We start from the raw sequence: 18988 nt of genomic DNA, 5'->3' as shown, positions 1-18988 counted from the left end.
GATCGGGCCTCCGTGGGGGCGTTGAGGCCACTCGCAGGGAGTGGCGGACAACGGTCACGATGGCGAAGCAAAGCCGCGCAGGGGGATGGGGAAGTTAGGATTGCGCTGACTATAGTCCAAGATCTGAAAGGCCAGGATGGTCATCGGGCCGACGGCCCTGTGGCCAGCGGAACTTGCGATCGTCTTCGGTGATTGGCAAATCGTTGATGCTAGCGAAGCGGTTGGCCATCAACCCGTCTTCATTGAATTCCCAGTTTTCATTGCCATACGAACGGAACCAGTTGCCGCTGTCGTCGCGCCACTCATACGCATAGCGAGCTTCGACAGCCTTCGGCTTTAACGACGAGCGTACGCGATTCTGCGCTATAACTCCCTGTAGTCTGATTCCGATATGATTCCGGATTTTCAACGCGATATGGGCTCTGAAAACCAAAACGCCGCCAACTCATTGAGTTAGCGGCGTTTTTTGGTTGCGGGAGGGCGCTCAAATCAGAACTTGCGAACGCATGACGGTCGCCCGGTGAGTGCCGCCGATGTTCATGACCTTGCATCGCAAGTTGAGATGGTTGCGGGGGTGCGCAGCCATCTCAACTTGCTATTTTGCGCAGCCGCATAGGAGCGAGGTAGCATCTCCGATACAATTATTCCGACCCTTATCCAGACATTCAAGTAAAATAGAGTTACTCGATCAGCGGTCCAATGGATAACTTGGACAATCCTGAATTGTCATTTTTTTTGGATTAAAAGATCGAGATTTGTTGGAGCCATTGTAAGACCGTCATTCCGACACGCCGCAGCATATCAATCATCTCGCCTGCGTTAAGCGCGACAGTTGTTCCAGCCGTGCCGACGATAGCTTTCACAGCATGCTCACGGGCAATATCCTTGCCCTTATCAACGATTTGCCCAGCTTCTTTCTTCATGACGAGCAACACCCTGCCCATCCAAGCAAGAAGCGATCCGGACTTTGCGACTCGCCGGACATCCGGCTCATCGTCCTCAAGCTCTTCTTTGATAGTCCTGGCTGCCGCCTCGACTTCTGTGAGAACGTCCTCCGGGTCTTCGACCGGTCCCGGTGGCCTATTGTGGCCGATTTGTGCAGGAGCGCGTTCCCCATCAAGATCGAAACCAGCCAACAGATCTGCCACACCAGCAAGAATTTCTGAGCGAAGATCGGATGCACTGTCAGATGTAAGATCAAAGCCTTTCGCTTCAGAGCCAATACGAGCTATTTCGGAAGCAAGTGGATCCGAAGCAAGATTGCCTTCCGGTGCCAAAACCGGATTCAAATCACCTCTATGAGCTGCACTCAGATGCTGAACGTAGCGACCGAGCCGTTCCGGTTGAAGCGCTGCAGCAAATTCATCCTTTGTTTTATCTTGTAACGAAGCGCCGTTCTCAAGTCCTGCCTTCAACGTTTTTGCCGTGATTTGAATCGACGGAGATGCTCCCAACTTGCCAAGTCGGCGCTGAACATCGAAACCAGCAAAAACTTTGAACTCTTCGCTCCAGCCAAGCAGAAGAGTTCGCCCGTTCTGTTCCGGCTCAAACCTCTCGATACCGGTGACGAGCGAGTTTGGTACATGGGGCGGTTGCCGAATTTACCATGCAGAACTTGTTCTTTGTGTCCGATGGAGCTGTGCACACGCCAGCAGCCAACGGTATGCTTCTCTCAGGGATCACTCGTGCTCGATCTATTATGTTGCTGCGCGATCTGGGTCATGAAGTCGTCGAACGAACAATCATGCCGGAAGAACTCTCAGCCGCCGATGAAGTGATTTCTACCGGCAACCATGCCCGCGTCCATCCGTGCAGGCGGATCGCTGATCGCGAGCTTGGTGTGGGGCCGATAGGGACATCCCTGATAAAGGCGTACTCGGACTTCGCGCATGATGTTTCCATGTAACTTACGCAAACCGTTCGAGAGCCAATTATGACGACGAATTCTGACTTCATTCGAACGTGGTCAGGGTGATCTTGGTCATATCATCTCACAGAAAGACGTCAAAAAAGCGATTGCACGCCATAAGCGCAAAGAAATATCCGAACTGCTTCCTGTCCATGCGCGCGGAGTTGGCTTGCTCGGGGTATCCCCTTGTCGCCCAAGAACATCGCTGCGTTTGTCGGCGCACCCATGACGATCCAGTTGAATTGGGTTGCGGCCACCTCGGGGTCTGGCGTGTTCAATTGGCCAACGCTCGTGAAGTGATCGCATGCCCGCGTGAGCCGTTTGATGGATCGCATCGGCCCGTTGATATACAGAGACTTTCCCAGTTCAGGAAACCGCTCGACTTCTCCAATGACCATTCGGCGGAGTTGCATCAGGCGCGGCGTCAGAACGACTGTCAGTTGGTCGATGGCAACCTCGCGCAGGTAATCCTCTACCCTTCGTTCCCCAAAGACATCTTCAATATCCTCGCCGATTTCTTCCGCAGCACCACTGGTCATGGCCTCCACGACCTCGATAAACAGCGACTCTTTCGATTTGAAATGTGCATATACGGTTTGCTTGGACACACCCGCTTTTTCGGCGACAACATCCATATTGGTGCCAAGAAACCCGTGCTGCAAAAACACGGCCTCGGCCGCCGCAAGGATTTTCTCGCGACTTCGGCGGACGCGGGTGGCTGCTCCATTCGACATCGTTGGGCCTTTGACTTGTTCGACAAACGACTTAGCACGCATTCTTGACAGATCAAACTGGACGGTCCAGTCTAATTCACGAAGATTCGAGGATTACCTGATGACGACACTCCAAAGAGTAGGCTGCGCTTGCGGGCAAGTAACCTTAGAAGTTGACGGGCCGCACATTGCGACCGTGGAGTGCCTTTGTAACAGTTGCCGGAAAGCGGGCGAAGTCATGATGACGTTGCCAAACGCATCGCGCATTGTGGACGAGAAGGGGGCGACGCCATTCGTCATGCACCGCAAGGACCGCGTTCAGTTTCTAACCGGTGCAGATCGATTGAGAGAGTATCGCCTGTCATCGGATGCAGGTACCCGGCGCGTGGTCGCCACATGCTGCAACACGCCGGTATTCATGGAGATGAAAGGCGGTCATTGGCTTAGCCTCTATGGAAAGTTGTGGCCCGAGGACGCTTTGCCAAAGCTGGAAATGCGCACGATGACAGGTGATCTTGCAAACGCCGAGGGTCTGCCCAACGATGTTCCAAACCTGAAGCAGCATTCGTTGTCGTTCTACGCCCGGCTCTTTGGCGCATGGGTCAGAATGGGTTTCCGCAATCCCCAAATTGTCATTGATGGAGACCTTCATGTCTGAGACCGATAGCAAGATTGAAATCGAGAGCATCACATCGCCACATCGGACGGAACGCGTTGATCGCGTCAAATACATGGCCATGCGTGAAGCACTTCTACCTGCGTTGCCAAACACAGCTCCTGGAATCACGGTCGCCGAGGCGAAAGCAGCGCTGCTTGAGCATCTTTCAGAAGATGTGTTTCCGGGCGGTGCGAAAGGCTGGCTGGTGGCTCAAGGCTGTCCAATTGGACTTGGAAGCCAAGGGGCTGATTGCGAGAGGGTCAATAAAACCCGTTCGACTTTATCGCTGTAAGATGTAGCTTGATGACTGAGCCTGTCATTCGCCAAGTCGAACAAGCTGACAAGCCAGAGTGGCAAAGCCTTTGGGCAGCCTACAACGCGTTCTATGGTCGTGAAGGTGACACGGCGCTGTCTGGTGAAATCGTTGAAACAATCTGGTTGCGGCTGCTGGACGAAGCTGAACCCGTTTATGGTTTGGTAGCCGAATTGGACGGCAAGCTCGTTGGGCTCAGTCACTTCATCTTTCACCGCAACATGATCCAAATTGCCGAAACTTGTTATATGCAAGACCTCTTCACGACGGGCGAGGCACGAGGTCGCGGTGTTGGGCGCATGCTGATGTCCGGCATTGCCGACATATGCCGCGAACGTGGAGTTCGCGACATCTATTGGCATACGCACGAAAGCAATCAGCCAGCGCGCGGTCTTTACGACCGGGTGGCGAAAGACACCAAGTTCACCGTCTATCGGAAGGATATCGACTGACGGCTCCAAATCACATGTTGTTCCGCCAATGGACCAGAACAACCTTGTTGATGCGCTGCTCAATTCGTGTAGCGGTTAGACGTTCCAGCTTGTCTTATGTTTTCCATATCGATCTGCGAAGATTGAACCAGTGCGCATCAGATCGTTTTTTGATGGGCAGTGGTGGCGGCTGGATCGCTTTGGGCTTGGTCGTGATGGACCGTTTGTGAGTACGATCAGCCGCCGTCTTCGCATGAGGCCTGAACGGATACGCAAGCCAGTTTTTGTGGGCTTGCATGACAAGCATAGGACATGACGATGATGACGGATGATAGCATAGGTATTGATATTTCTAAAGATTCCCTTGATGCGCATCGGCTGAGCGATGGGCGCACAGCGACCTTTCCCAACGCTCGTGCTGGGTTCCGAGCGCTATCGGCATGGTTGGGTCGCGATATGCCCACCCGCGTCGTGGTCGAGGCGACAGGTCCGTATCACAGGGGTTTTGAGCGCGCATTCTCGGGGAAGTTCCCATTGGTGAAGGTCAATCCTTTGCAGGCGCGTCGGTTCGCGCAGGCATGCGGGACAAGGGTCAAAACGGATTCTGTGGACGCACGCATGCTTGCCAGCTTTGGAAACGCTTTGTTCTTGGAACCAGATCACCCTGTCGATAGAGAACAGTTTGATCTTAGAGAGTTGTTCAGCGCGCGCGCGGGCTTAATCAAGGACCGCACCCGTTTGTTAAATCGTCTGCAAACACAAACTCTTGCGCTCGTTAAGCGGCAAACCAAAGCGCGGATTGACCAGCTGACGCGGCAACTCAAAGCACTGCAACACGAAATTAACGAAAGGCTGCAAGGCTGCCCAAGCCGTGCCCGAGCCAACACCATCTTAAGGTCGATACCCGGCATTGGTGAAGTGGCCGCATCAACCATTCTGATTGAGATGCCAGAGATCGGCTGTCTTCGGAAGAAGAAGGCGGCAAGCCTCACTGGACTTGCTCCTATGACCCAACAATCAGGAAAGTGGCATGGCAAAGCACGCATCCAAGGAGGGCGAAAACCACTGCGCGATGCGCTCTACATGCCTGCTCTTGTAGCCACAAAACACAACCCGCAAATGCGCGACAAATACAAAGCTATGATTGATCAAGGGAAACCAAAAAAGGTTGCCCTCACAGCAGTCATGCGAAAACTCATCGAACTTGCAAATGCCTTAGTCAAAGCAGATCGAGAATGGCTACCAAACACGACTTGACCAAGACGGATACTCATAGTGCACTAGGCTGATGCGAAACGGGGGATTTGAAGATGGCCACAAAAAGATTTTCGTATGAGGGTTTGGGCCGATGCGAAGCGGTTGTATCGGATGGAACTGTTTATGCCGTTGCGACTGATCCACAGGGCTCAGACGGAATTCTAACGCAGACGCAGAATACGCTCGATGAACTCAACCGCATCCTCGAAAAAGCGGGGAGCGGAAAAGCGGGGTTGCTGCAGGTGACCGTCTATCTCAGCGACGTAAAACTAAAGCCGGAAATGGATACAATCTGGATTGATTGGATCGGGCCAGAAGAGAACTGGCCGCAACGCGCGTGTGTTGGCGTTGATCTGGATGAAGGATGTCTGATTGAGATCGTGGTGACGGCAAAGGTTATCTGACCGAGAGGCGTGGAAAGTCGCGCATCTTTGACTTAACGCGGCGGATTCTCTGAATCCCGCCGCGTCGATCTGTCAGGAAATATTGGCCCAAACGTCGTGCATTTCTAACCTAGAAAAGCGTCAGCCAGCTTAGCTGAGGTTTTGCGCGTATTCTTCAAGTTGGGTAGCAACCGTTCCCCACCCATCAAAGAACCCCATACCTTCGTGCGATTGACGGGCTTCAGATGTACGGTGCCGTGCGGTCGCGGTATATGTAGTCCCGCCGTTCCCATCATCTTCAAACTCGATAATAGCGGTCATGAACGGATCGGCGGCGGGCTTCCAACCTTCGCTGTAGGTGTCAGTGAACACCAGCCGCTTGCCTTCCTGGACCTCAAGATAAACACCCTCGTTTGCCATCTTTTTACCGTCAACATTCATCACGGTATTGAAACGACCGCCGACCCGCAGGTCAATTTCGCAATCGTCAATGGAATGCGGTTTCGGTACGAAGAAATTCTCTATGTGTTTGGGTGTCGTCCAGCATTCCCAAAGCAAGGAACGCGGCGCATTGATCGTGCGGGTGAAGGTCAGGTCGGTTTCAGGATTGAGTTTCATTTGTTACGGTCCTTCATCAAGTTGGTGATATAATCGTCCAGACGGTCGAGCCGTGCATCCCAGATCGCGCTTTGCTCGCTCAGCCAGTCTTTGGCGGGCACGAAAGCATCGGGAGCAAGTTCGCAGGTGCGAGTTCTGCCCTTCTTTTCCGATTTAATGAGGCCAGCCGCTTCCAGCTTCTTCAGGTGTTCCATGAAGGACGGCAGCGCCATGTCGTGCGGTTCAGCCAATTCGCTGACGCTGGCCTGGCCCCGCGCAAGGCGTTGCAGGATCAAGCGCCGCGTCGGATCACCGAGAGCGGAAAAGCAAAGATCAAGGTTCGAATCATACTTAGACATATCCCTAAGTAACATTCCGGGTGGAAAGCTGTCAATAAGACTTAGGTAATTTCCTAACTGTTTGCGATAAATCCACTCAAGTACATGGGTTTGAAATCACCCAAGGATAGCCATGGGCAGGTGACGTATGGATGCGTTCGCCCCGGTTTCTTCGCCAAATGGCTTTTGATGTGGATTGACATACATACCGTATAGTCGGTATTTTGAAACTATGCCAAGACCCACAAAATATCAGCCTGAAAGTGGTGACGCCCGCACAAGGCTTCTGAATGCCGCAATGGATGCAATTCGCCAGAAGGGGTTTTCGGCCACAAGCGTAGACGACCTTTGCAAGCGAGCTGGTGTGAGCAAAGGAGCCTACTTTCATCATTTCAAGAGCAAGGAAGATGTCGGCGTGGCTGCTGCAGATCATTGGTCCGCAGTCACTTCAGACATCTTCCGTACTGCACCTTATCATGACGCGGCAGACCCGGCAGATCGACTCATCGCATATGTCGATTTTCGCAAAGCCATCATTCAAGGTGATCTGGCCGCATTCACCTGTTTGGTCGGCACAATGGCTCAGGAAATCTTCGAAAGCTATCCGGCTATTCGCGATGCCTGTGGTGCAAGTATTATAGGCCATGCAGAAACACTAGAGGCTGATATTGCGGAGGCGATCAGTCAGTCGGCGCTGGACGTTGATTGGACCCCAATTGGCCTAGCCACACATATCCAAGCCGTCATCCAGGGTTCTTTTGTTGTGGCGAAGGCCACGAACAATAGCGCTGCCGCTGTCGAAAGCCTCGACCACTTGAAACGATATCTGGAACTACTCTTTCACCCCAAAGCAACGGAGGACGCAAGACATGCCAAATGAACACAAGGTCAGAACCTGTCTATGGTTTGAGAGCAATGGGGAGGCAGCAGCAAATGCCTACATCGCCCTGATCCCAAACAGTGAGATTGAAAACGTCGTCCGAGTGGAGCCGGATGGAGACGCCATCGTTGTCGATTTCACTCTTGCAGGGACGCCGTATCAAATTCTCAATGGTGGCCCTCAATTCAAGCAAACGCCTGCTGCATCGATTTCCGTCATGACAGTCGATCAAACCGAAACTGATCAGCTATGGGACGCATTGACCTCCGATGGTGGGGAAGAAGGTCGCTGTGGCTGGCTGGTAGATCGGTTTGGTGTCTCGTGGCAGATCGTTCCAAGGGCGCTGTCCGACATGCTGGGGGCGGAAGATCAGGCAGCCGCTGGACGTGCGCAAGCTGCGATGATGGAAATGAGCAAGATCGAGATTGGAACGCTCGAAGCTGCGTTCAACGCGGCCTGATCATCGATGAAAGCCGAACAAATCATATCGTGGCTGCAAGACAATAGTAGTGCGGAAACCAAGGCGGGGCTGCTACGGTATGGTATTCCCAATGAACGCGCCGTTGGGGTCCGCATGGGAGACATGAAACGCTATGCTAGGACCCTTGATCGTGACCATGACCTCGCACTGCAACTGTGGAAAGATGGTCGGTACGAGGCGCGTACGATGGCTGTCTTTCTGGCAGAACCTGACCGGCTGACACCTAAACAGGCGGACGGTTGGTGCAGCGACTTCGACAATTGGGCGATCTGTGACACGGCGTGCTTTGACCTGTTCGACCGAACGGCCTTCGCATGGGACAAGGTGCATCAATGGGCCCCCGGCCATGAAGAATTTGTGCGGCGTGCCAGCTTTGCATTGGTCTGGGCACTGGCCTTCCATGACAAATCGGCGTCAAACGCCGCGTTTGAAGCGACTTTCCCTTTGATGCGCGAGGCGGCCATTGATGAACGTCCACTTGTCAAAAAAGCCATCGACATGGCGCTTCGTGCCGCCGGGAAACGCAACTATGCGCTCAATCGCACGGCGGTTCAGTTCGCAACCGATCTGACAGACATGGATGACAAAACGGCCAATTGGATAGGGCGGCAAGCTCTCAAGAAGTTAGATGATGAAGCGTTACTGGAGAGATTAAGAGCCAATTGAGCTAGCATGATATTAATTGTTCGTTGGGGCTTAGGGCAAGGTCGGAGGCGCGGGACCAAGCGGAAGCTGGCCCAATGTCGGTTTTCAAGTTTGCGTCCCAATACAGGATAAATCGGTCAGTGCGCCATGCACGCACATACTAATCTATTTGGTTAAGTGTCTTGCCATCTACAACACTTGGTAATAACTTAACCAAATGGATAAGCATTTACATCACACTTTTCACGCCCTGGGTGACGCCACCCGCCTTGCAGTGGTCGAGCAATTGCTGAAAGGCCCCGCCTCCGTCAGTGAACTGGCCGGACCACATGATATGGCCCTGCCAGCCTTCACCAAGCATCTGCGTGTGCTGGAAGGGGCTGGGTTGATTTCGAGCGAGAAGAATGGCCGTGTTCGGACCTGCTTCATCCAAGCACCTACGATGCGCGACCTTCATGGATGGTTCGCGCAGCGTCAAAGAATGTGGGAAGCGCGGCTCGATAATCTTGCCGCCCATGTTGAAGGCAATGGGAAAGGCTGATCGTATGGATATTCATCACGAAACACTCGTTTTCGAGAGGGAGTTTGACGCCCCGCCCTCCCGGCTATTTGCAGCCTACATCGACACACGGGTACGGGAGCAATGGTCAACACCATCGCCTACCGCAGAGGTTAAGATCGACAGTTCGGATGTGCGAACAGGAGGGCACGAGACGGGGAGGTGCGGTGGTAAGGGCGACCTGCGATGGACGCTGAAAGTGATCTACCATTGCGTCACGCCCGACCGTCAAATTACGTTCACGGAAGAGCTTTGGGATGGAAATCAAGTCCTGACAGTCGCGTTGATCACCTTCGATCTGAAGCCCATTGGCGACAACAAGACGGCGCTGACTTTGACCGACCAGATCACGTCCTTTGTCGGTGCTGACGCTGTTGGTGGTCATCGAGAAGGCTACACCCAAGCCCTCGCTAATCTGGAGCAGCATGTAACGGTGGACGCCTAACGAGGAGAGAACTGATATGCCGCTTGTGAAGATATTTGCACAACTGAGTTGCACTGACATGGAGCGAAGCACCTTGTGGTTAACGCGACTGTTTGGACGATCACCTGACGCAAGCCCGATGGCTGGCCTAAATGAATGGCACCACGCGGGCAACGCGGGCTTTCAACTTGTAGAGAATGAGCATGACGCAGGGCATGGATGCATGACATTGATTGTCGACGATATCACCTCAGAACTGAGGCGGCTTCATGCTGTTGGCATTGAGACAGGTGAGACCAGCACCGGCGATATAGCGACCATTGCCCAAATGCGCGATCCGGACGGAAATGTCATTGTCTTGGCCGAACCAAGCAAATGATGGGCCGGAAACTGGCCATTCGTGCCGTCCGCAGCATCCTGTACTTTGGGCTCTTCCGGCACTTTCGCCGCTCCAGTCATTAAGGGCAGGTTCGGGCGACGCCGTCGTTCACCGCGCCACGCACGAACTGGTAAGACGCGGGACTTTGCCGACATTGGATTTTGCTACTTCGCTGACGCAGCATACATTCGCACGCGCGGCACTCCTAGCGCTGCAACGCAGTGCATGTCGCCAAACCGGTCGTTGATGTGTGTCGATTTCACCCGATCAAAGACCGCGCTTTCGCCGCAACTTGGTCGAACCAACGAGACACGGAGATTGTGTTGAAAAACTCCAAAATTCAGATTTCGCAATTTTCGAGCAGAAGCCCATCATACCAAGAAGTCAGATGAGATCGTTCATGAGGCGGCGAGAGCTGACACATGATTGGCGAAAGGCAAGTTTGGCCGAACCCCTCGCCACCAAAAGCTGGTCGGCCTGTACGGCGGGAAATTTCATCAATCAGAGCCAAAAACGGAGTTTTTCAACAGTATCCGGACACAGCGAGCTTTCGCTGCAATCGCACCAATGTCCGCTCTGGAATGGGCGGAATGCATACCAAACTGATGTCGTTGCCAATCAGCGTTCTTGCTGATCTTATTGGAAGGGGTCAAGAAGGCGATCTGGTCCGGGGGTGCATGTGCAAAACAAATCTGAGCCACGAGAACGCGTTGGTACGCTTGAAGCCAGTCTTCAGGCGATCCTGTCGTCGGCCGTCGATGCCATCATTATTATTCGCCACGACGGGATTATCGAGACGGTGAACCAGGCCGCTGCCGGCTTGTTTCTGTATGACGTTGAAGACTTTGTTGGGAAGAACGTGAAGTTCCTGATGCCTGATGAACACCGGCACAAGCACGATGAATACCTGCATAACTACAATACAACCGGCCACCGCAAGATCATCGGCATTGGACGCGAGGTTACCGGCAAACGCAAAGACGGTACGATCTTTCCGATGCACCTATCGGTTGGGGAATTTACGGAGAATGGCGAAAAATATTACACCGGGATCATTCACGACCTGACGGCGCGTAAGGATGCTGAGCAAGCATTGCTTCAGGTCCAGAAAATGGATGCGATTGGCCAACTGACCGGTGGCGTCGCTCATGACTTCAATAATCTCTTGACCGTCATTGTAGGCAATCTGGAGTTGATGGAAATCCAGATGGGCGAGTTTGAACACGCTGACTTGCTCAATGAAGCAATGGAGGCCGCCGAACTGGGCGCGCGCCTGACCGAACGGTTGCTGTCCTTTGCCCGACGCAGTCCGCTTGAGCCCCATGTTGTTGAATTGAATGGGCTCATCAGCGGCCTGACAGACATGTTGCAGCGTACATTGGGCGCGACCATTGAGCTAACGACGGTGCTTATTGATGATCCTTGGTCCGTAAAAGTCGACCCAACGCAATTTGAAAGTGCGATCGTCAATCTGGCCGTCAATGCACGCGATGCGATGCCCGATGGCGGCCGGTTGATTGTTGAAACCCGCAACATGACATTGGACGAAGACCTCATTGCAGACGAGTTGGAATTGAGCCCGGATGATTACGTGCAGATTTCGGTGACGGACACTGGAACGGGCATGCCTGCGGATGTCATTCGGCGCGTGTTTGAACCATTCTATACCACGAAAGATGTGGGTGAAGGCACAGGATTGGGACTGTCGATGGTCTATGGCTTCGGCAAGCAGTCAGGCGGCCACGTGACAGTCTACAGTGAATTGGGAACCGGCACGACCATCAACCTTTATCTCCCACGTTATCAGGATGCATCAGCCATGCCCGAAAAGAAAGAAGTCGAACCTGTTCTCAAATCTGCAACCGGCGGCACGATCCTCGTGGTTGAAGATGACGAGCGCGTGCGCCGGCTGACAAGAGGGCGGCTTGAGGCATTGGGATATCATGTGCTGGAAGCTATGCATGGACCAGCAGCCCTTCAGGTCCTCGCGGAACACACTGATATCGATCTCGTGTTTACCGATTTGGTCATGCCCGGCGGGATGTCCGGGTATGAGGTGGCCCAACACGTTCAGGAGAACCACCCTGACATCAATGTGTTGCTCACCTCTGGCTATGCTGAAGAACTGATGAACAGCGATAAGCTGTCAGCGCGCAATCTAAAACTCCTGCGCAAGCCCTATCGCCAAGCCGCATTGGCCGAGGCCATAAGTGGAGCGCTTGAGGGAAGCTAGCCTTCGGTGCGCTGCACATCCATGGCGAACATGTAGCCAATACCACGCACGGTTTTGATCAAGACTGGTGAAGCTGGATCGCGTTCGATTTTCTTGCGCAACCGCGCCACATGATTGTCAATCGTGCGGTCCAGCGGTGACCACTCTATACCATGCAACAAGTCCATGATCCGATCTCGCGAGAGCATACGCTTTGGGCTGTCCAAAAAGACTGCCAGCAGTCGGAAGTCGCCGCTGGTCATCTCGACTTGCGTGCCGTCGCGGTCCAGTAATTCGAAACGATCAAGATAGGCCGTCATCTCATCAAAGGTCACTCTTTGTGTTCCAGAGTCTGGCTTGTGGATTTCGGGTGCTTCTGGTTGCGTATCCGTTGTTTCACGAGTGCGGCGGATGACGGACCGAACACGTGCCAAGACTTCGCGCACATGAAACGGTTTGGTGATATAGTCGTCGGCACCGATCTCAAGTCCAACAACGCGGTCGATCACATCACTACGCCCCGTCACCATGATGATTGGCACATCAGATTGCTGACGAATTTTTTTTGCAACTTCGAGCCCGCTGTCGTCTCCCAGCTGAACATCAAGGGTAACAAGCTGAACATCCTGCGTTTCGAGTTCCGCTAGACATCCCGCTTCGTCTTCGGCTTCGATGACGTTGAAGCCATCACTTTCCAAACACTTGCGCAGAAGCAACCGCACCTTCGGTTCATCATCTACGATCAGAATTGTGCCTGAACTCATCGACATGCCCCCACAGAAAATTGGTCGCACGGTCTGACATGCCCTGCCTGATTTGTTACAGAGAACCGCTTGAATAGCAAAAGATTACAAAACTTTACGTTGCGGCGGAAGTCCCGCAGACAGTCTATGGCCAAAGTCGTCTCAACCAGAACAGGGAGACGACCAATGTATATTTCCAAAGCAACGGAATTTGAAACTTCGCAAGCAACTGCATCGCTGCAGATCAAGTGCCGTGGTGCCTCGGTCACTATGCGGGTCCGCCAGTTGAAGCCCGCGCAAAACCTGTTCCGTGAAGGTGACGAAGCCAAACATGTGTACGAAGTTAGCAGCGGCGTTATTCGGTTGAGCAAGGTCCTCGAGAACGGTCGTCGCCAGGTTATCACCTTCGGATACCCCGGTGACATCATTGGCTTCCCGCAAGATGGGTCTCATACCGCCGAATGCGACGCGATTTCGTCCGCTGAAGTCGTTGCACACAAGATAGGCGATCTCGAATGTGGTGCGCAAAATCCCGACATTCATCAGCGTTTGGTGAATGCTGCGCTCAAAGAGATCAGCGCAATGCAAGACCATTTCATGATGCTGGGGCGGAAATCAGCGGTCGAAAAAGTCGCATCATTTCTCCACGTACTGATGGAGCGCACGGGAAAGCCCTTAGGAGCATACACCCATTTTGAATTCCCGATGATCCGCGCCGACATCGCCGATTTTCTGGGGCTGACCGTCGAGACGGTTAGCAGGACAATCACATCGCTTCGCAAACAAAAACTGATCGCGTTGGACAACCCCAATTCAGTGATTGTGCTTGATGAAGAAGCCTTGTTTGACATCGCAAACCCGGCTTAAGCATTTCGGTTGGTTGGCGACACTAATCTGTCACGATTACCTCTGAGAGAGCTCTGCGTGCTGACGGCGCAGGGCTCCTTTCTGACCGACCGATACGCAAAAGAATCTGAGGCAACTCTGTCACCCCAGCCGCATCTTGCAGCGCGGGGCGCAGTCTATCAACTTCGATGGGCTGGTTCAGGTAGGAGGCCGTGAGACCGCGCGAGGTCAGCAGAAGCAGCAGTTTTGCCAAGGCGCGGCCTGTATTCAGCCAGTCTTCAACGCCATCGGAGGCGGTGCTCAGCAGCGCCAGAGCTGGTGAGCCAGCCAGAATCTTGCTTCTATCGGCAGCAGCGACGTTGTTGCCAAGATCAAAGGTCCGGATCACAAAACGGGCCGCAGGCGCAAGAACATCAGGCATACCGAAGCCTGAACCGGACATCCCGTCGCGACTCCCAAACCGGAAGGAATGCACCCAGGCGGCTAACTCACGCCGGAAGCGCGGGTCATCGAATTGTAACTGGTCACCCCGTGCGACCATATCCGCAATCTCCTCCATGGCTTGACCCTCGTCAAAGAATTGGACGTTTGCGCCAGTGCCTTCAACAACACTGCGACAGGCTGGCATTAAATCGTCAGGAAGCGCTTCCATGAAATAGGCCATGCGGTCGGTTCGCCGTGATTGGATGGCGTCAAACAATGCAATCTCGATTTCATCTGGCTGTTGACCCTTAGATACAGTGATCTGTGCCAGATGGTCTTGGAATGCCCCGTCCGGTACAAGCGCGACATCGGTTCGCAGCGCGAAACGTCGTGCCGCCACTTCAAGCAAACCAATCGCGGCCCCGCAACTGATTGTCAGCTCTCTGTCGTGAGGGTCCACAACCGGCAGCGCACGGGTTCGGTCGGCAAGAACATCAAGCCAATCCGGGCCAGTCCCGAACATCCAAGGTTGGGTGTTATGCCCTGATGGGGCGAGTGTCGCGTACCCAACAAGAAATCGGATTTGCTCTTCCAGCGTTCCACTGGAAGGGAAGTCCGTTTCGGGGCGTTGCCACAGATCCTCGTGGAGTTTCATTGCTGCCATCGCCTATCGTTACTGCAATTAATGATACATGAACCTACGGGAAGGAGTTTGATCTTGCTCAATGTCTCGTTGGTTCAGAAGCGTGACGGTTGCGCGTCAGTACGAAACACGTCCAAAAAACCCAGCGCCCTTCGATCTGCATATTTGTCGCTCATGAAGAGACGGTCTGCCAGCAGGTTGCCCGCCCTCTGAGTTTCCTCCTGGTTGCGATATTGTGGATGAACCGCCAAAGCGCGCAGCACTGCCCTCATGGTCGCATGCGCCGATGGCTTCGCCACGTTCTGACCAGCAGCAGCTTGCGATCTGACGCTAATAGCAGAGTGAATGCCTTTCCACCTTGTCGCGAGAGTCAAAGTAGAAGTTTTGTTTGGTTGACAAAAGTCAACGTCGGTTCGGAAGATCCATATTACCACTTGCCCAATCTAGGCGATCAGGTGGCCGCAAGCCCCAAGAAATGGCTGCTGTCGCAAATAGGAGCAGGATTGATGTCGCTACAGCCGTTTAAAGGATTTCAGAAGTACCCGACCCACCACTGCATCACTGGTTCGCTCAAACGTATCTATGATTTTCACAATTACCCGATCTCCGAAGAATTACTTTTTGGACTCGGGCAGGGGTTAGGATTTGTCTACTTTCACATTAAGGATACGGATCCATTCTTCGGTGGGCGCGCAAACCATGTAGGTGCAAAATTCGAAGGCTTGGAATGCACCGTTGGTCGACGAACCGGCGTCGTTGTGGAGTCGCACATCACTTCAAGTTCGCGCAGAGCAGAGCAGAATCTGCGAGAGATGCTGGCCGTCGACGAACCAGTGATGATCTACCTGGACATGGGCTTTCTGCCGTATTTCTACTCCCCTGAAGAGTTTCATTTTGGGGCACATGCCGTGGTCGTGGCGGGACACGATCCCAAATCCGATCAAGTCTTGATTGCTGATCGAGAAACGACATTTCATCCTGTAGATTGGGGCGTTCTCGAACAGGCCCGCGGGTCGACGTTTAAGCCATTTCCACCAAAACACCGCTGGTACAGCTTTGACTTCAAGAATGCCCGTCCGCCGGGGCCAGACGATATTCGCAAAGCGGTCTCTGGGGTGTGTCAGCAAATGCTTGAACCTCCAATTGCGAACTTTGGGATCAAAGGCATTCGAAAAGCCATCAAGCAGACACGCAAATGGCCTACAGTTCTCGATGATGCCGCACTTCGCCGGACGTGTCACGGCGTGGCTACGTTCATAGATCACAGAGGCGGAACTGGAGGCGGACTTTTCCGCTATATGTATGTCCGTTTTCTTGAGGAAGCCGCATCTATTGCCACCGAACCTCGTTTGAGAAAGCTCGCTCCTGAATTAGAGGCAATTGGTGATCAATGGGAGACCGTTGCCAAGGCATTCACAAAGGCTGCCGAAGCTAAGAACCCGGCAGACCATCTGGTCATAGTGACCGAACCAATGGAGCAAATCGCGACCCGCGAAGAAATTCTCTGGAATGCTCTCAAGGGGATCGTCAATGGTTAGATTGGATGATGTGCGCCGCAGAGAATTCAATAGCGGAGCTTCTCGAAGATGACCTTGGCTGCATCGCAGAAAACGGTATAAATGGGTTCCTCGCGGCCTAATGCACTTGCAGAGGGAATGCGTTCTCGTGCCTTCGGACAACGGCCATTCAAGTCGATGCTATGCTCTCAGCGTCAGCGCGGTGCTGATGTCTGGGTACGGAGGGAGGACTGGAGGGCATCCAGGAGCAGAAAGGATCAGGATGGCTCCATCGGAGGATTTGGCAATGAGTGAAGACGCAAACGGCAATGAAGGCGCAAGACTCGAGCGCGTTCGGAACTTCCTTTCAGGCTTTTCGATTGCGGTCTTCCCGGTCATGTTGTTTTCCGGTTTCGTCACGCATCCCAATATACTCAGCTTTGAGATGGTCACTGATCTCAATGAATGGATTGCTGAATGGCACAACACTCTTATGTTCCATGTCGGCCATTTATTGGTGATGTTTGCAGTGCCGTTTATCTTCGTGGCGACGATCCGGCTGATGTCGCTTCTACGCACGGACGGTGCGTGGTTTGGCTTGGTTGGCACCGTGCTCGCAACATTTGGCGCGTTCATGCTGGCCGTGGACAAGGGTGCTCTGACCTTCGTTCTGACTGCATTCATGGACATGCCCGAGGCTGAGATTGCTGCCATATCACCAGCTCTTGAAGCGATATTTGAGCGTTATGGATGGCTATGGGTCACTTGGGGATTCATCACACTTCCGATCGGATTTGCCCTGATCAATGTGGGACTGATGAAAGAACAGATTGTTCCTCGCTGGCAGGGCATTTGCACGATCATCGGACTGCTTTTCCTGATCAACCCAGACATTGAGATCATTAGCAGCATTGGAGCAATGCTGATGTGTATTGGGCTGATCCCACTTGGCATAAGGGATATGGCCGGAAAACTGGGATAGACATCTGACCTACCTTGGCGAGCGGCTCCGCCGTTCGCGATTTCGAAGCGGTTGTTTGTCTTTCGTGCGGCGACGGGCAGGATCGAGCCCAATTTGACCGATTTTCTGTTATGCGGCGCAGGTCGGCTCTTACTTGAGAAAGAACCGTCGGTTTGATCGCCGCTTTAGTTCCAAAACGAGATCGAGCTGGACCCGATGATCTTATTCTCAATGGCCTCTGTCATCACGGTCCAATCAACGTTGATACTGTCACCCGCGGGCAAGGTGTCTGCGGGGCTGTTGAGAGCGTAGAGGGTGATCGTATATTCATGGCGCGATCCGGGCGGTGAGCAAGGGGGTGTATAGCCAATATGTCGAGCATCCTTGTCCGACCCTTCATCGCCGACTGAAGCGGGATTTCCGCGTGGCAGGGTCTCTGTCTCTGCGGGTACATTCCAAAGCAGCCAGTACTGGCTGGGTACGTCAACGCCTTCGGCCCTGCCCTGGGGATAGTGATGCATGATCAGAGCCAAGCTTTCGGTTCCCTCTGGCGTGTTCGCCCACTCAAGCGGTGGCGTCAGCCCGTCACCACCGTCGCGGATACATTTCAGATCGTCTGGCAAGTCACCGCCATCTGCGATGGCGGGACTCGTCAGAGCAAAAGCGTCTTGTGCCGTGGCAGTAACGCTAAGCGCGAAGCACGCAACACACGATGCAAGTGCGTGTCGGATGACGGAGGTCATCTGCAGAATTCTCCTTCCATGACTTCGCCGCCATTGGTGACCGTGCTGGTCGTGTAGTCATAACAGTTCTCTGTGCCGGAGGGGGCGTAGCGAATGTAGTAGTCTTGGCCCTGATAGGTGTAGTCCATGCTCCGGCTGCCGTCTGCGTTCTGCGTGAACACAAGGTTTTCCACCCGCCGCGCGGCGGACGCCCCGGTTCAGCCCCACCACCCGTCGCGGCAGTGAGCGGACGCACCCTTGGCAGTTGGTCAAAACCTGCAACCGTGCCCATCAGGCATTGCACGATGTAGGGTGCCTCTTGAGTCGTATGATATCGGTACCCGTAGGTGTCATCCGTCTGCCCATTGCACACATCCAACACGCCGTCGGCAATGGCTGAGCCGTCGGGATTGGTGTCGCCGTAGATCGGAAAGCCATCAAAAGCCCAGCCAATGATGGCGTCTGGACCTGCGTTGTTCATCTGTTCGATCATGCAGGTCGGGGTGACGTGGTAATGATAGTCGTCGCCCCGTCCGGCATGTCCACCGCAGACGTCCAACTGGCCCGTTTGCAGCGTGTCATGCTGGGCCTGATGATGGGCCAAGTCGGCTTCGGTCATTTCGCCGCCGCCTGTATAATCATAGATTGGCACCCCGTTGACGGCGACGCCCAAGGCCGCGTCCCGCGTCAAAGGTGTGCCGTTGAATTCGGGGTTCAGCAAGATCGGCGCGCCATATTCTGCGGGCACGGGCACCTGTTCGTTCGTGCCGACAATGCCGGTCATCATCTCATGATTGGGATAGGTGTCGGATGTGAGAGTGGCGTGCGTGTCAGAGCAAGTGACGGCAACGCTGTCCGCAAACCCGGCATCTTCGACTGATGTCGCCACAGCAGCGCAGTGGTCCTCATGGGCCAATGCAGGAGCAGCGAGGATGCAAAGTAGTGGCACAAAAAAGATGGAACGGTTCATGGCGA

The 18988-nt window shown here is 53.8% G+C and carries 24 protein-coding genes and 2 pseudogenes; 17 read left to right on the top strand and 9 right to left on the bottom strand.

What is annotated here, in order from left to right; translation table 11 throughout:
- Positions 1 to 109 precede the first annotated feature (109 nt).
- Positions 110 to 325 (bottom strand): annotated as a pseudogene (locus ACZ1HF_RS13040) (DUF1348 family protein); the annotation flags it as partial.
- A 415-nt stretch (positions 326 to 740) separates the two neighbouring features.
- Positions 741 to 1559, bottom strand: a complete 819-nt coding sequence (locus ACZ1HF_RS13035) for a hypothetical protein (RefSeq protein WP_472659044.1) — start codon at positions 1557 to 1559, stop codon at positions 741 to 743.
- Positions 1560 to 1576: 17 nt separating this feature from the next.
- On the opposite strand from ACZ1HF_RS13035, the gene ACZ1HF_RS13030 reads away from it, so the two are divergent.
- Positions 1577 to 1906, top strand: coding sequence for an aminotransferase class IV (locus ACZ1HF_RS13030; RefSeq protein WP_472657918.1), 330 nt, complete (start codon positions 1577 to 1579; stop codon positions 1904 to 1906).
- 98 nt (positions 1907 to 2004) lie between these two features.
- Here ACZ1HF_RS13030 and ACZ1HF_RS13025 read toward each other — a convergent pair whose 3' ends face one another.
- The gene (locus tag ACZ1HF_RS13025) at positions 2005 to 2685 is read right to left on the bottom strand and encodes a TetR/AcrR family transcriptional regulator (RefSeq protein WP_472657917.1); all 681 of its coding nucleotides are present in this window, start codon (positions 2683 to 2685) and stop codon (positions 2005 to 2007) included.
- A 58-nt stretch (positions 2686 to 2743) separates the two neighbouring features.
- Here ACZ1HF_RS13025 and ACZ1HF_RS13020 point away from each other — a divergent pair, with 58 nt between their 5' ends.
- The 6 genes and pseudogenes from ACZ1HF_RS13020 to ACZ1HF_RS12995 all read left to right on the top strand — a co-directional run bounded on the left by ACZ1HF_RS13020 (position 2744) and on the right by ACZ1HF_RS12995 (position 5685).
- Positions 2744 to 3280, top strand: a complete 537-nt coding sequence (locus ACZ1HF_RS13020) for a GFA family protein (protein WP_472657916.1) — start codon at positions 2744 to 2746, stop codon at positions 3278 to 3280.
- Positions 3261 to 3428 (top strand): annotated as a pseudogene (locus ACZ1HF_RS13015) (DUF6958 family protein); the annotation flags it as partial. The gene ACZ1HF_RS13020 and the pseudogene ACZ1HF_RS13015, both read left to right, overlap by 20 nt.
- A 25-nt stretch (positions 3429 to 3453) precedes the next feature.
- On the top strand, positions 3454 to 3579 hold the full coding sequence (locus ACZ1HF_RS13010) for a DUF6958 family protein (RefSeq protein WP_472657915.1): 126 nt from the start codon (positions 3454 to 3456) through the stop codon (positions 3577 to 3579).
- Positions 3580 to 3583: 4 nt separating this feature from the next.
- Positions 3584 to 4045 (top strand): GNAT family N-acetyltransferase, encoded by a 462-nt coding sequence (locus ACZ1HF_RS13005; protein WP_472657914.1) that lies wholly within the window; start codon positions 3584 to 3586, stop codon positions 4043 to 4045.
- Between the two features lie 291 nt (positions 4046 to 4336).
- Complete coding sequence (locus tag ACZ1HF_RS13000) at positions 4337 to 5281, top strand: IS110 family RNA-guided transposase (RefSeq protein ID WP_472657913.1); 945 nt, start codon at positions 4337 to 4339, stop codon at positions 5279 to 5281.
- A 53-nt stretch (positions 5282 to 5334) separates the two neighbouring features.
- Positions 5335 to 5685, top strand: a complete 351-nt coding sequence (locus tag ACZ1HF_RS12995; RefSeq protein ID WP_472657912.1) for a RidA family protein — start codon at positions 5335 to 5337, stop codon at positions 5683 to 5685.
- Between the two features lie 129 nt (positions 5686 to 5814).
- Here ACZ1HF_RS12995 and ACZ1HF_RS12990 read toward each other — a convergent pair whose 3' ends face one another.
- Together ACZ1HF_RS12990 and ACZ1HF_RS12985 are read right to left on the bottom strand one after the other, a co-directional pair.
- Positions 5815 to 6282 (bottom strand): SRPBCC family protein, encoded by a 468-nt coding sequence (locus ACZ1HF_RS12990; protein ID WP_472657911.1) that lies wholly within the window; start codon positions 6280 to 6282, stop codon positions 5815 to 5817.
- Positions 6279 to 6557: an ArsR/SmtB family transcription factor gene (locus tag ACZ1HF_RS12985; protein ID WP_472657910.1), complete on the bottom strand. Its 279-nt coding sequence runs from the start codon at positions 6555 to 6557 to the stop codon at positions 6279 to 6281. The genes ACZ1HF_RS12990 and ACZ1HF_RS12985 overlap by 4 nt, the downstream gene beginning before the upstream one ends.
- A gap of 274 nt (positions 6558 to 6831) precedes the next feature.
- Between ACZ1HF_RS12985 and ACZ1HF_RS12980 the strand changes: the two genes are divergently transcribed.
- From ACZ1HF_RS12980 to ACZ1HF_RS12950, 7 genes are all read left to right on the top strand, one after another.
- Positions 6832 to 7479, top strand: a complete 648-nt coding sequence (locus ACZ1HF_RS12980) for a TetR/AcrR family transcriptional regulator (protein ID WP_472657909.1) — start codon at positions 6832 to 6834, stop codon at positions 7477 to 7479.
- Entirely contained in the window at positions 7469 to 7939 is a 471-nt protein-coding gene (locus ACZ1HF_RS12975) for a VOC family protein (RefSeq protein ID WP_472657908.1), read from the top strand. The genes ACZ1HF_RS12980 and ACZ1HF_RS12975 overlap by 11 nt, the downstream gene beginning before the upstream one ends.
- A gap of 6 nt (positions 7940 to 7945) precedes the next feature.
- Positions 7946 to 8626, top strand: a complete 681-nt coding sequence (locus ACZ1HF_RS12970) for a DNA alkylation repair protein (RefSeq protein ID WP_472657907.1) — start codon at positions 7946 to 7948, stop codon at positions 8624 to 8626.
- 196 nt (positions 8627 to 8822) lie between these two features.
- Positions 8823 to 9146 (top strand): ArsR/SmtB family transcription factor, encoded by a 324-nt coding sequence (locus ACZ1HF_RS12965; protein WP_472657906.1) that lies wholly within the window; start codon positions 8823 to 8825, stop codon positions 9144 to 9146.
- Positions 9147 to 9150: 4 nt separating this feature from the next.
- Positions 9151 to 9609 carry an SRPBCC domain-containing protein gene (locus ACZ1HF_RS12960; protein WP_472657905.1) on the top strand — a complete coding sequence of 153 codons (459 nt, stop codon included), beginning with the start codon at positions 9151 to 9153 and terminating at the stop codon, positions 9607 to 9609.
- Between the two features lie 16 nt (positions 9610 to 9625).
- Complete coding sequence (locus tag ACZ1HF_RS12955) at positions 9626 to 9967, top strand: VOC family protein (RefSeq protein WP_472657904.1); 342 nt, start codon at positions 9626 to 9628, stop codon at positions 9965 to 9967.
- 679 nt (positions 9968 to 10646) lie between these two features.
- Positions 10647 to 12200: a PAS domain S-box protein gene (locus ACZ1HF_RS12950; protein WP_472657903.1), complete on the top strand. Its 1554-nt coding sequence runs from the start codon at positions 10647 to 10649 to the stop codon at positions 12198 to 12200.
- Here ACZ1HF_RS12950 and ACZ1HF_RS12945 read toward each other — a convergent pair.
- Positions 12197 to 12943 (bottom strand): response regulator, encoded by a 747-nt coding sequence (locus ACZ1HF_RS12945; protein ID WP_472657902.1) that lies wholly within the window; start codon positions 12941 to 12943, stop codon positions 12197 to 12199. The genes ACZ1HF_RS12950 and ACZ1HF_RS12945 overlap by 4 nt on opposite strands.
- A gap of 165 nt (positions 12944 to 13108) precedes the next feature.
- On the opposite strand from ACZ1HF_RS12945, the gene ACZ1HF_RS12940 reads away from it, so the two are divergent.
- Positions 13109 to 13789 (top strand): helix-turn-helix domain-containing protein, encoded by a 681-nt coding sequence (locus ACZ1HF_RS12940; RefSeq protein ID WP_472657901.1) that lies wholly within the window; start codon positions 13109 to 13111, stop codon positions 13787 to 13789.
- Positions 13790 to 13811: 22 nt separating this feature from the next.
- On the opposite strand, the gene ACZ1HF_RS12935 is transcribed toward ACZ1HF_RS12940, so the two are convergent.
- Positions 13812 to 14846: an Acg family FMN-binding oxidoreductase gene (locus tag ACZ1HF_RS12935; protein ID WP_472657900.1), complete on the bottom strand. Its 1035-nt coding sequence runs from the start codon at positions 14844 to 14846 to the stop codon at positions 13812 to 13814.
- Positions 14847 to 15226: 380 nt separating this feature from the next.
- Here ACZ1HF_RS12935 and ACZ1HF_RS12930 point away from each other — a divergent pair, with 380 nt between their 5' ends.
- Positions 15227 to 16372, top strand: coding sequence for a BtrH N-terminal domain-containing protein (locus ACZ1HF_RS12930; RefSeq protein ID WP_472657899.1), 1146 nt, complete (start codon positions 15227 to 15229; stop codon positions 16370 to 16372).
- 265 nt (positions 16373 to 16637) lie between these two features.
- Complete coding sequence (locus tag ACZ1HF_RS12925) at positions 16638 to 17312, top strand: hypothetical protein (RefSeq protein WP_472657898.1); 675 nt, start codon at positions 16638 to 16640, stop codon at positions 17310 to 17312.
- Between the two features lie 164 nt (positions 17313 to 17476).
- Here ACZ1HF_RS12925 and ACZ1HF_RS12920 read toward each other — a convergent pair whose 3' ends face one another.
- Together ACZ1HF_RS12920 and ACZ1HF_RS12915 are read right to left on the bottom strand one after the other, a co-directional pair.
- The gene (locus ACZ1HF_RS12920; protein ID WP_472657897.1) at positions 17477 to 18034 is read right to left on the bottom strand and encodes a YbhB/YbcL family Raf kinase inhibitor-like protein; all 558 of its coding nucleotides are present in this window, start codon (positions 18032 to 18034) and stop codon (positions 17477 to 17479) included.
- Entirely contained in the window at positions 17979 to 18983 is a 1005-nt protein-coding gene (locus ACZ1HF_RS12915) for a YHYH protein (protein ID WP_472657896.1), read from the bottom strand. Before ACZ1HF_RS12915 ends, ACZ1HF_RS12920 begins: the two co-directional genes overlap by 56 nt.
- Between the last annotated feature and the right edge of the window lie 5 nt (positions 18984 to 18988).

The organism is Litoreibacter sp. GN1-5 (genome assembly GCF_055693805.1).
This window is presented reverse-complemented; position numbering and strand designations above follow the sequence as displayed.

Excerpts from the sequence above, each read along its gene's own strand:
- ACZ1HF_RS13025 (WP_472657917.1), bottom strand. The coding sequence starts at position 2,685 with ATGCGTGCTAAGTCGTTTGTCGAACAAGTCAAAGGCCCAACGATGTCG.
- ACZ1HF_RS13020 (WP_472657916.1), top strand. The coding sequence starts at position 2,744 with ATGACGACACTCCAAAGAGTAGGCTGCGCTTGCGGGCAAGTAACCTTA.
- ACZ1HF_RS13010 (WP_472657915.1), top strand. The coding sequence starts at position 3,454 with ATGTGTTTCCGGGCGGTGCGAAAGGCTGGCTGGTGGCTCAAGGCTGTC.
- ACZ1HF_RS13005 (WP_472657914.1), top strand. The coding sequence starts at position 3,584 with ATGACTGAGCCTGTCATTCGCCAAGTCGAACAAGCTGACAAGCCAGAG.
- ACZ1HF_RS13000 (WP_472657913.1), top strand. The coding sequence starts at position 4,337 with ATGACGATGATGACGGATGATAGCATAGGTATTGATATTTCTAAAGAT.
- ACZ1HF_RS12995 (WP_472657912.1), top strand. The coding sequence starts at position 5,335 with ATGGCCACAAAAAGATTTTCGTATGAGGGTTTGGGCCGATGCGAAGCG.
- ACZ1HF_RS12990 (WP_472657911.1), bottom strand. The coding sequence starts at position 6,282 with ATGAAACTCAATCCTGAAACCGACCTGACCTTCACCCGCACGATCAAT.
- ACZ1HF_RS12980 (WP_472657909.1), top strand. The coding sequence starts at position 6,832 with ATGCCAAGACCCACAAAATATCAGCCTGAAAGTGGTGACGCCCGCACA.
- ACZ1HF_RS12975 (WP_472657908.1), top strand. The coding sequence starts at position 7,469 with ATGCCAAATGAACACAAGGTCAGAACCTGTCTATGGTTTGAGAGCAAT.
- ACZ1HF_RS12970 (WP_472657907.1), top strand. The coding sequence starts at position 7,946 with ATGAAAGCCGAACAAATCATATCGTGGCTGCAAGACAATAGTAGTGCG.
- ACZ1HF_RS12965 (WP_472657906.1), top strand. The coding sequence starts at position 8,823 with ATGGATAAGCATTTACATCACACTTTTCACGCCCTGGGTGACGCCACC.
- ACZ1HF_RS12960 (WP_472657905.1), top strand. The coding sequence starts at position 9,151 with ATGGATATTCATCACGAAACACTCGTTTTCGAGAGGGAGTTTGACGCC.
- ACZ1HF_RS12955 (WP_472657904.1), top strand. The coding sequence starts at position 9,626 with ATGCCGCTTGTGAAGATATTTGCACAACTGAGTTGCACTGACATGGAG.
- ACZ1HF_RS12945 (WP_472657902.1), bottom strand. The coding sequence starts at position 12,943 with ATGAGTTCAGGCACAATTCTGATCGTAGATGATGAACCGAAGGTGCGG.
- ACZ1HF_RS12940 (WP_472657901.1), top strand. The coding sequence starts at position 13,109 with ATGTATATTTCCAAAGCAACGGAATTTGAAACTTCGCAAGCAACTGCA.
- ACZ1HF_RS12935 (WP_472657900.1), bottom strand. The coding sequence starts at position 14,846 with ATGAAACTCCACGAGGATCTGTGGCAACGCCCCGAAACGGACTTCCCT.
- ACZ1HF_RS12925 (WP_472657898.1), top strand. The coding sequence starts at position 16,638 with ATGAGTGAAGACGCAAACGGCAATGAAGGCGCAAGACTCGAGCGCGTT.
- ACZ1HF_RS12920 (WP_472657897.1), bottom strand. The coding sequence starts at position 18,034 with ATGACCTCCGTCATCCGACACGCACTTGCATCGTGTGTTGCGTGCTTC.
- ACZ1HF_RS12915 (WP_472657896.1), bottom strand. The coding sequence starts at position 18,983 with ATGAACCGTTCCATCTTTTTTGTGCCACTACTTTGCATCCTCGCTGCT.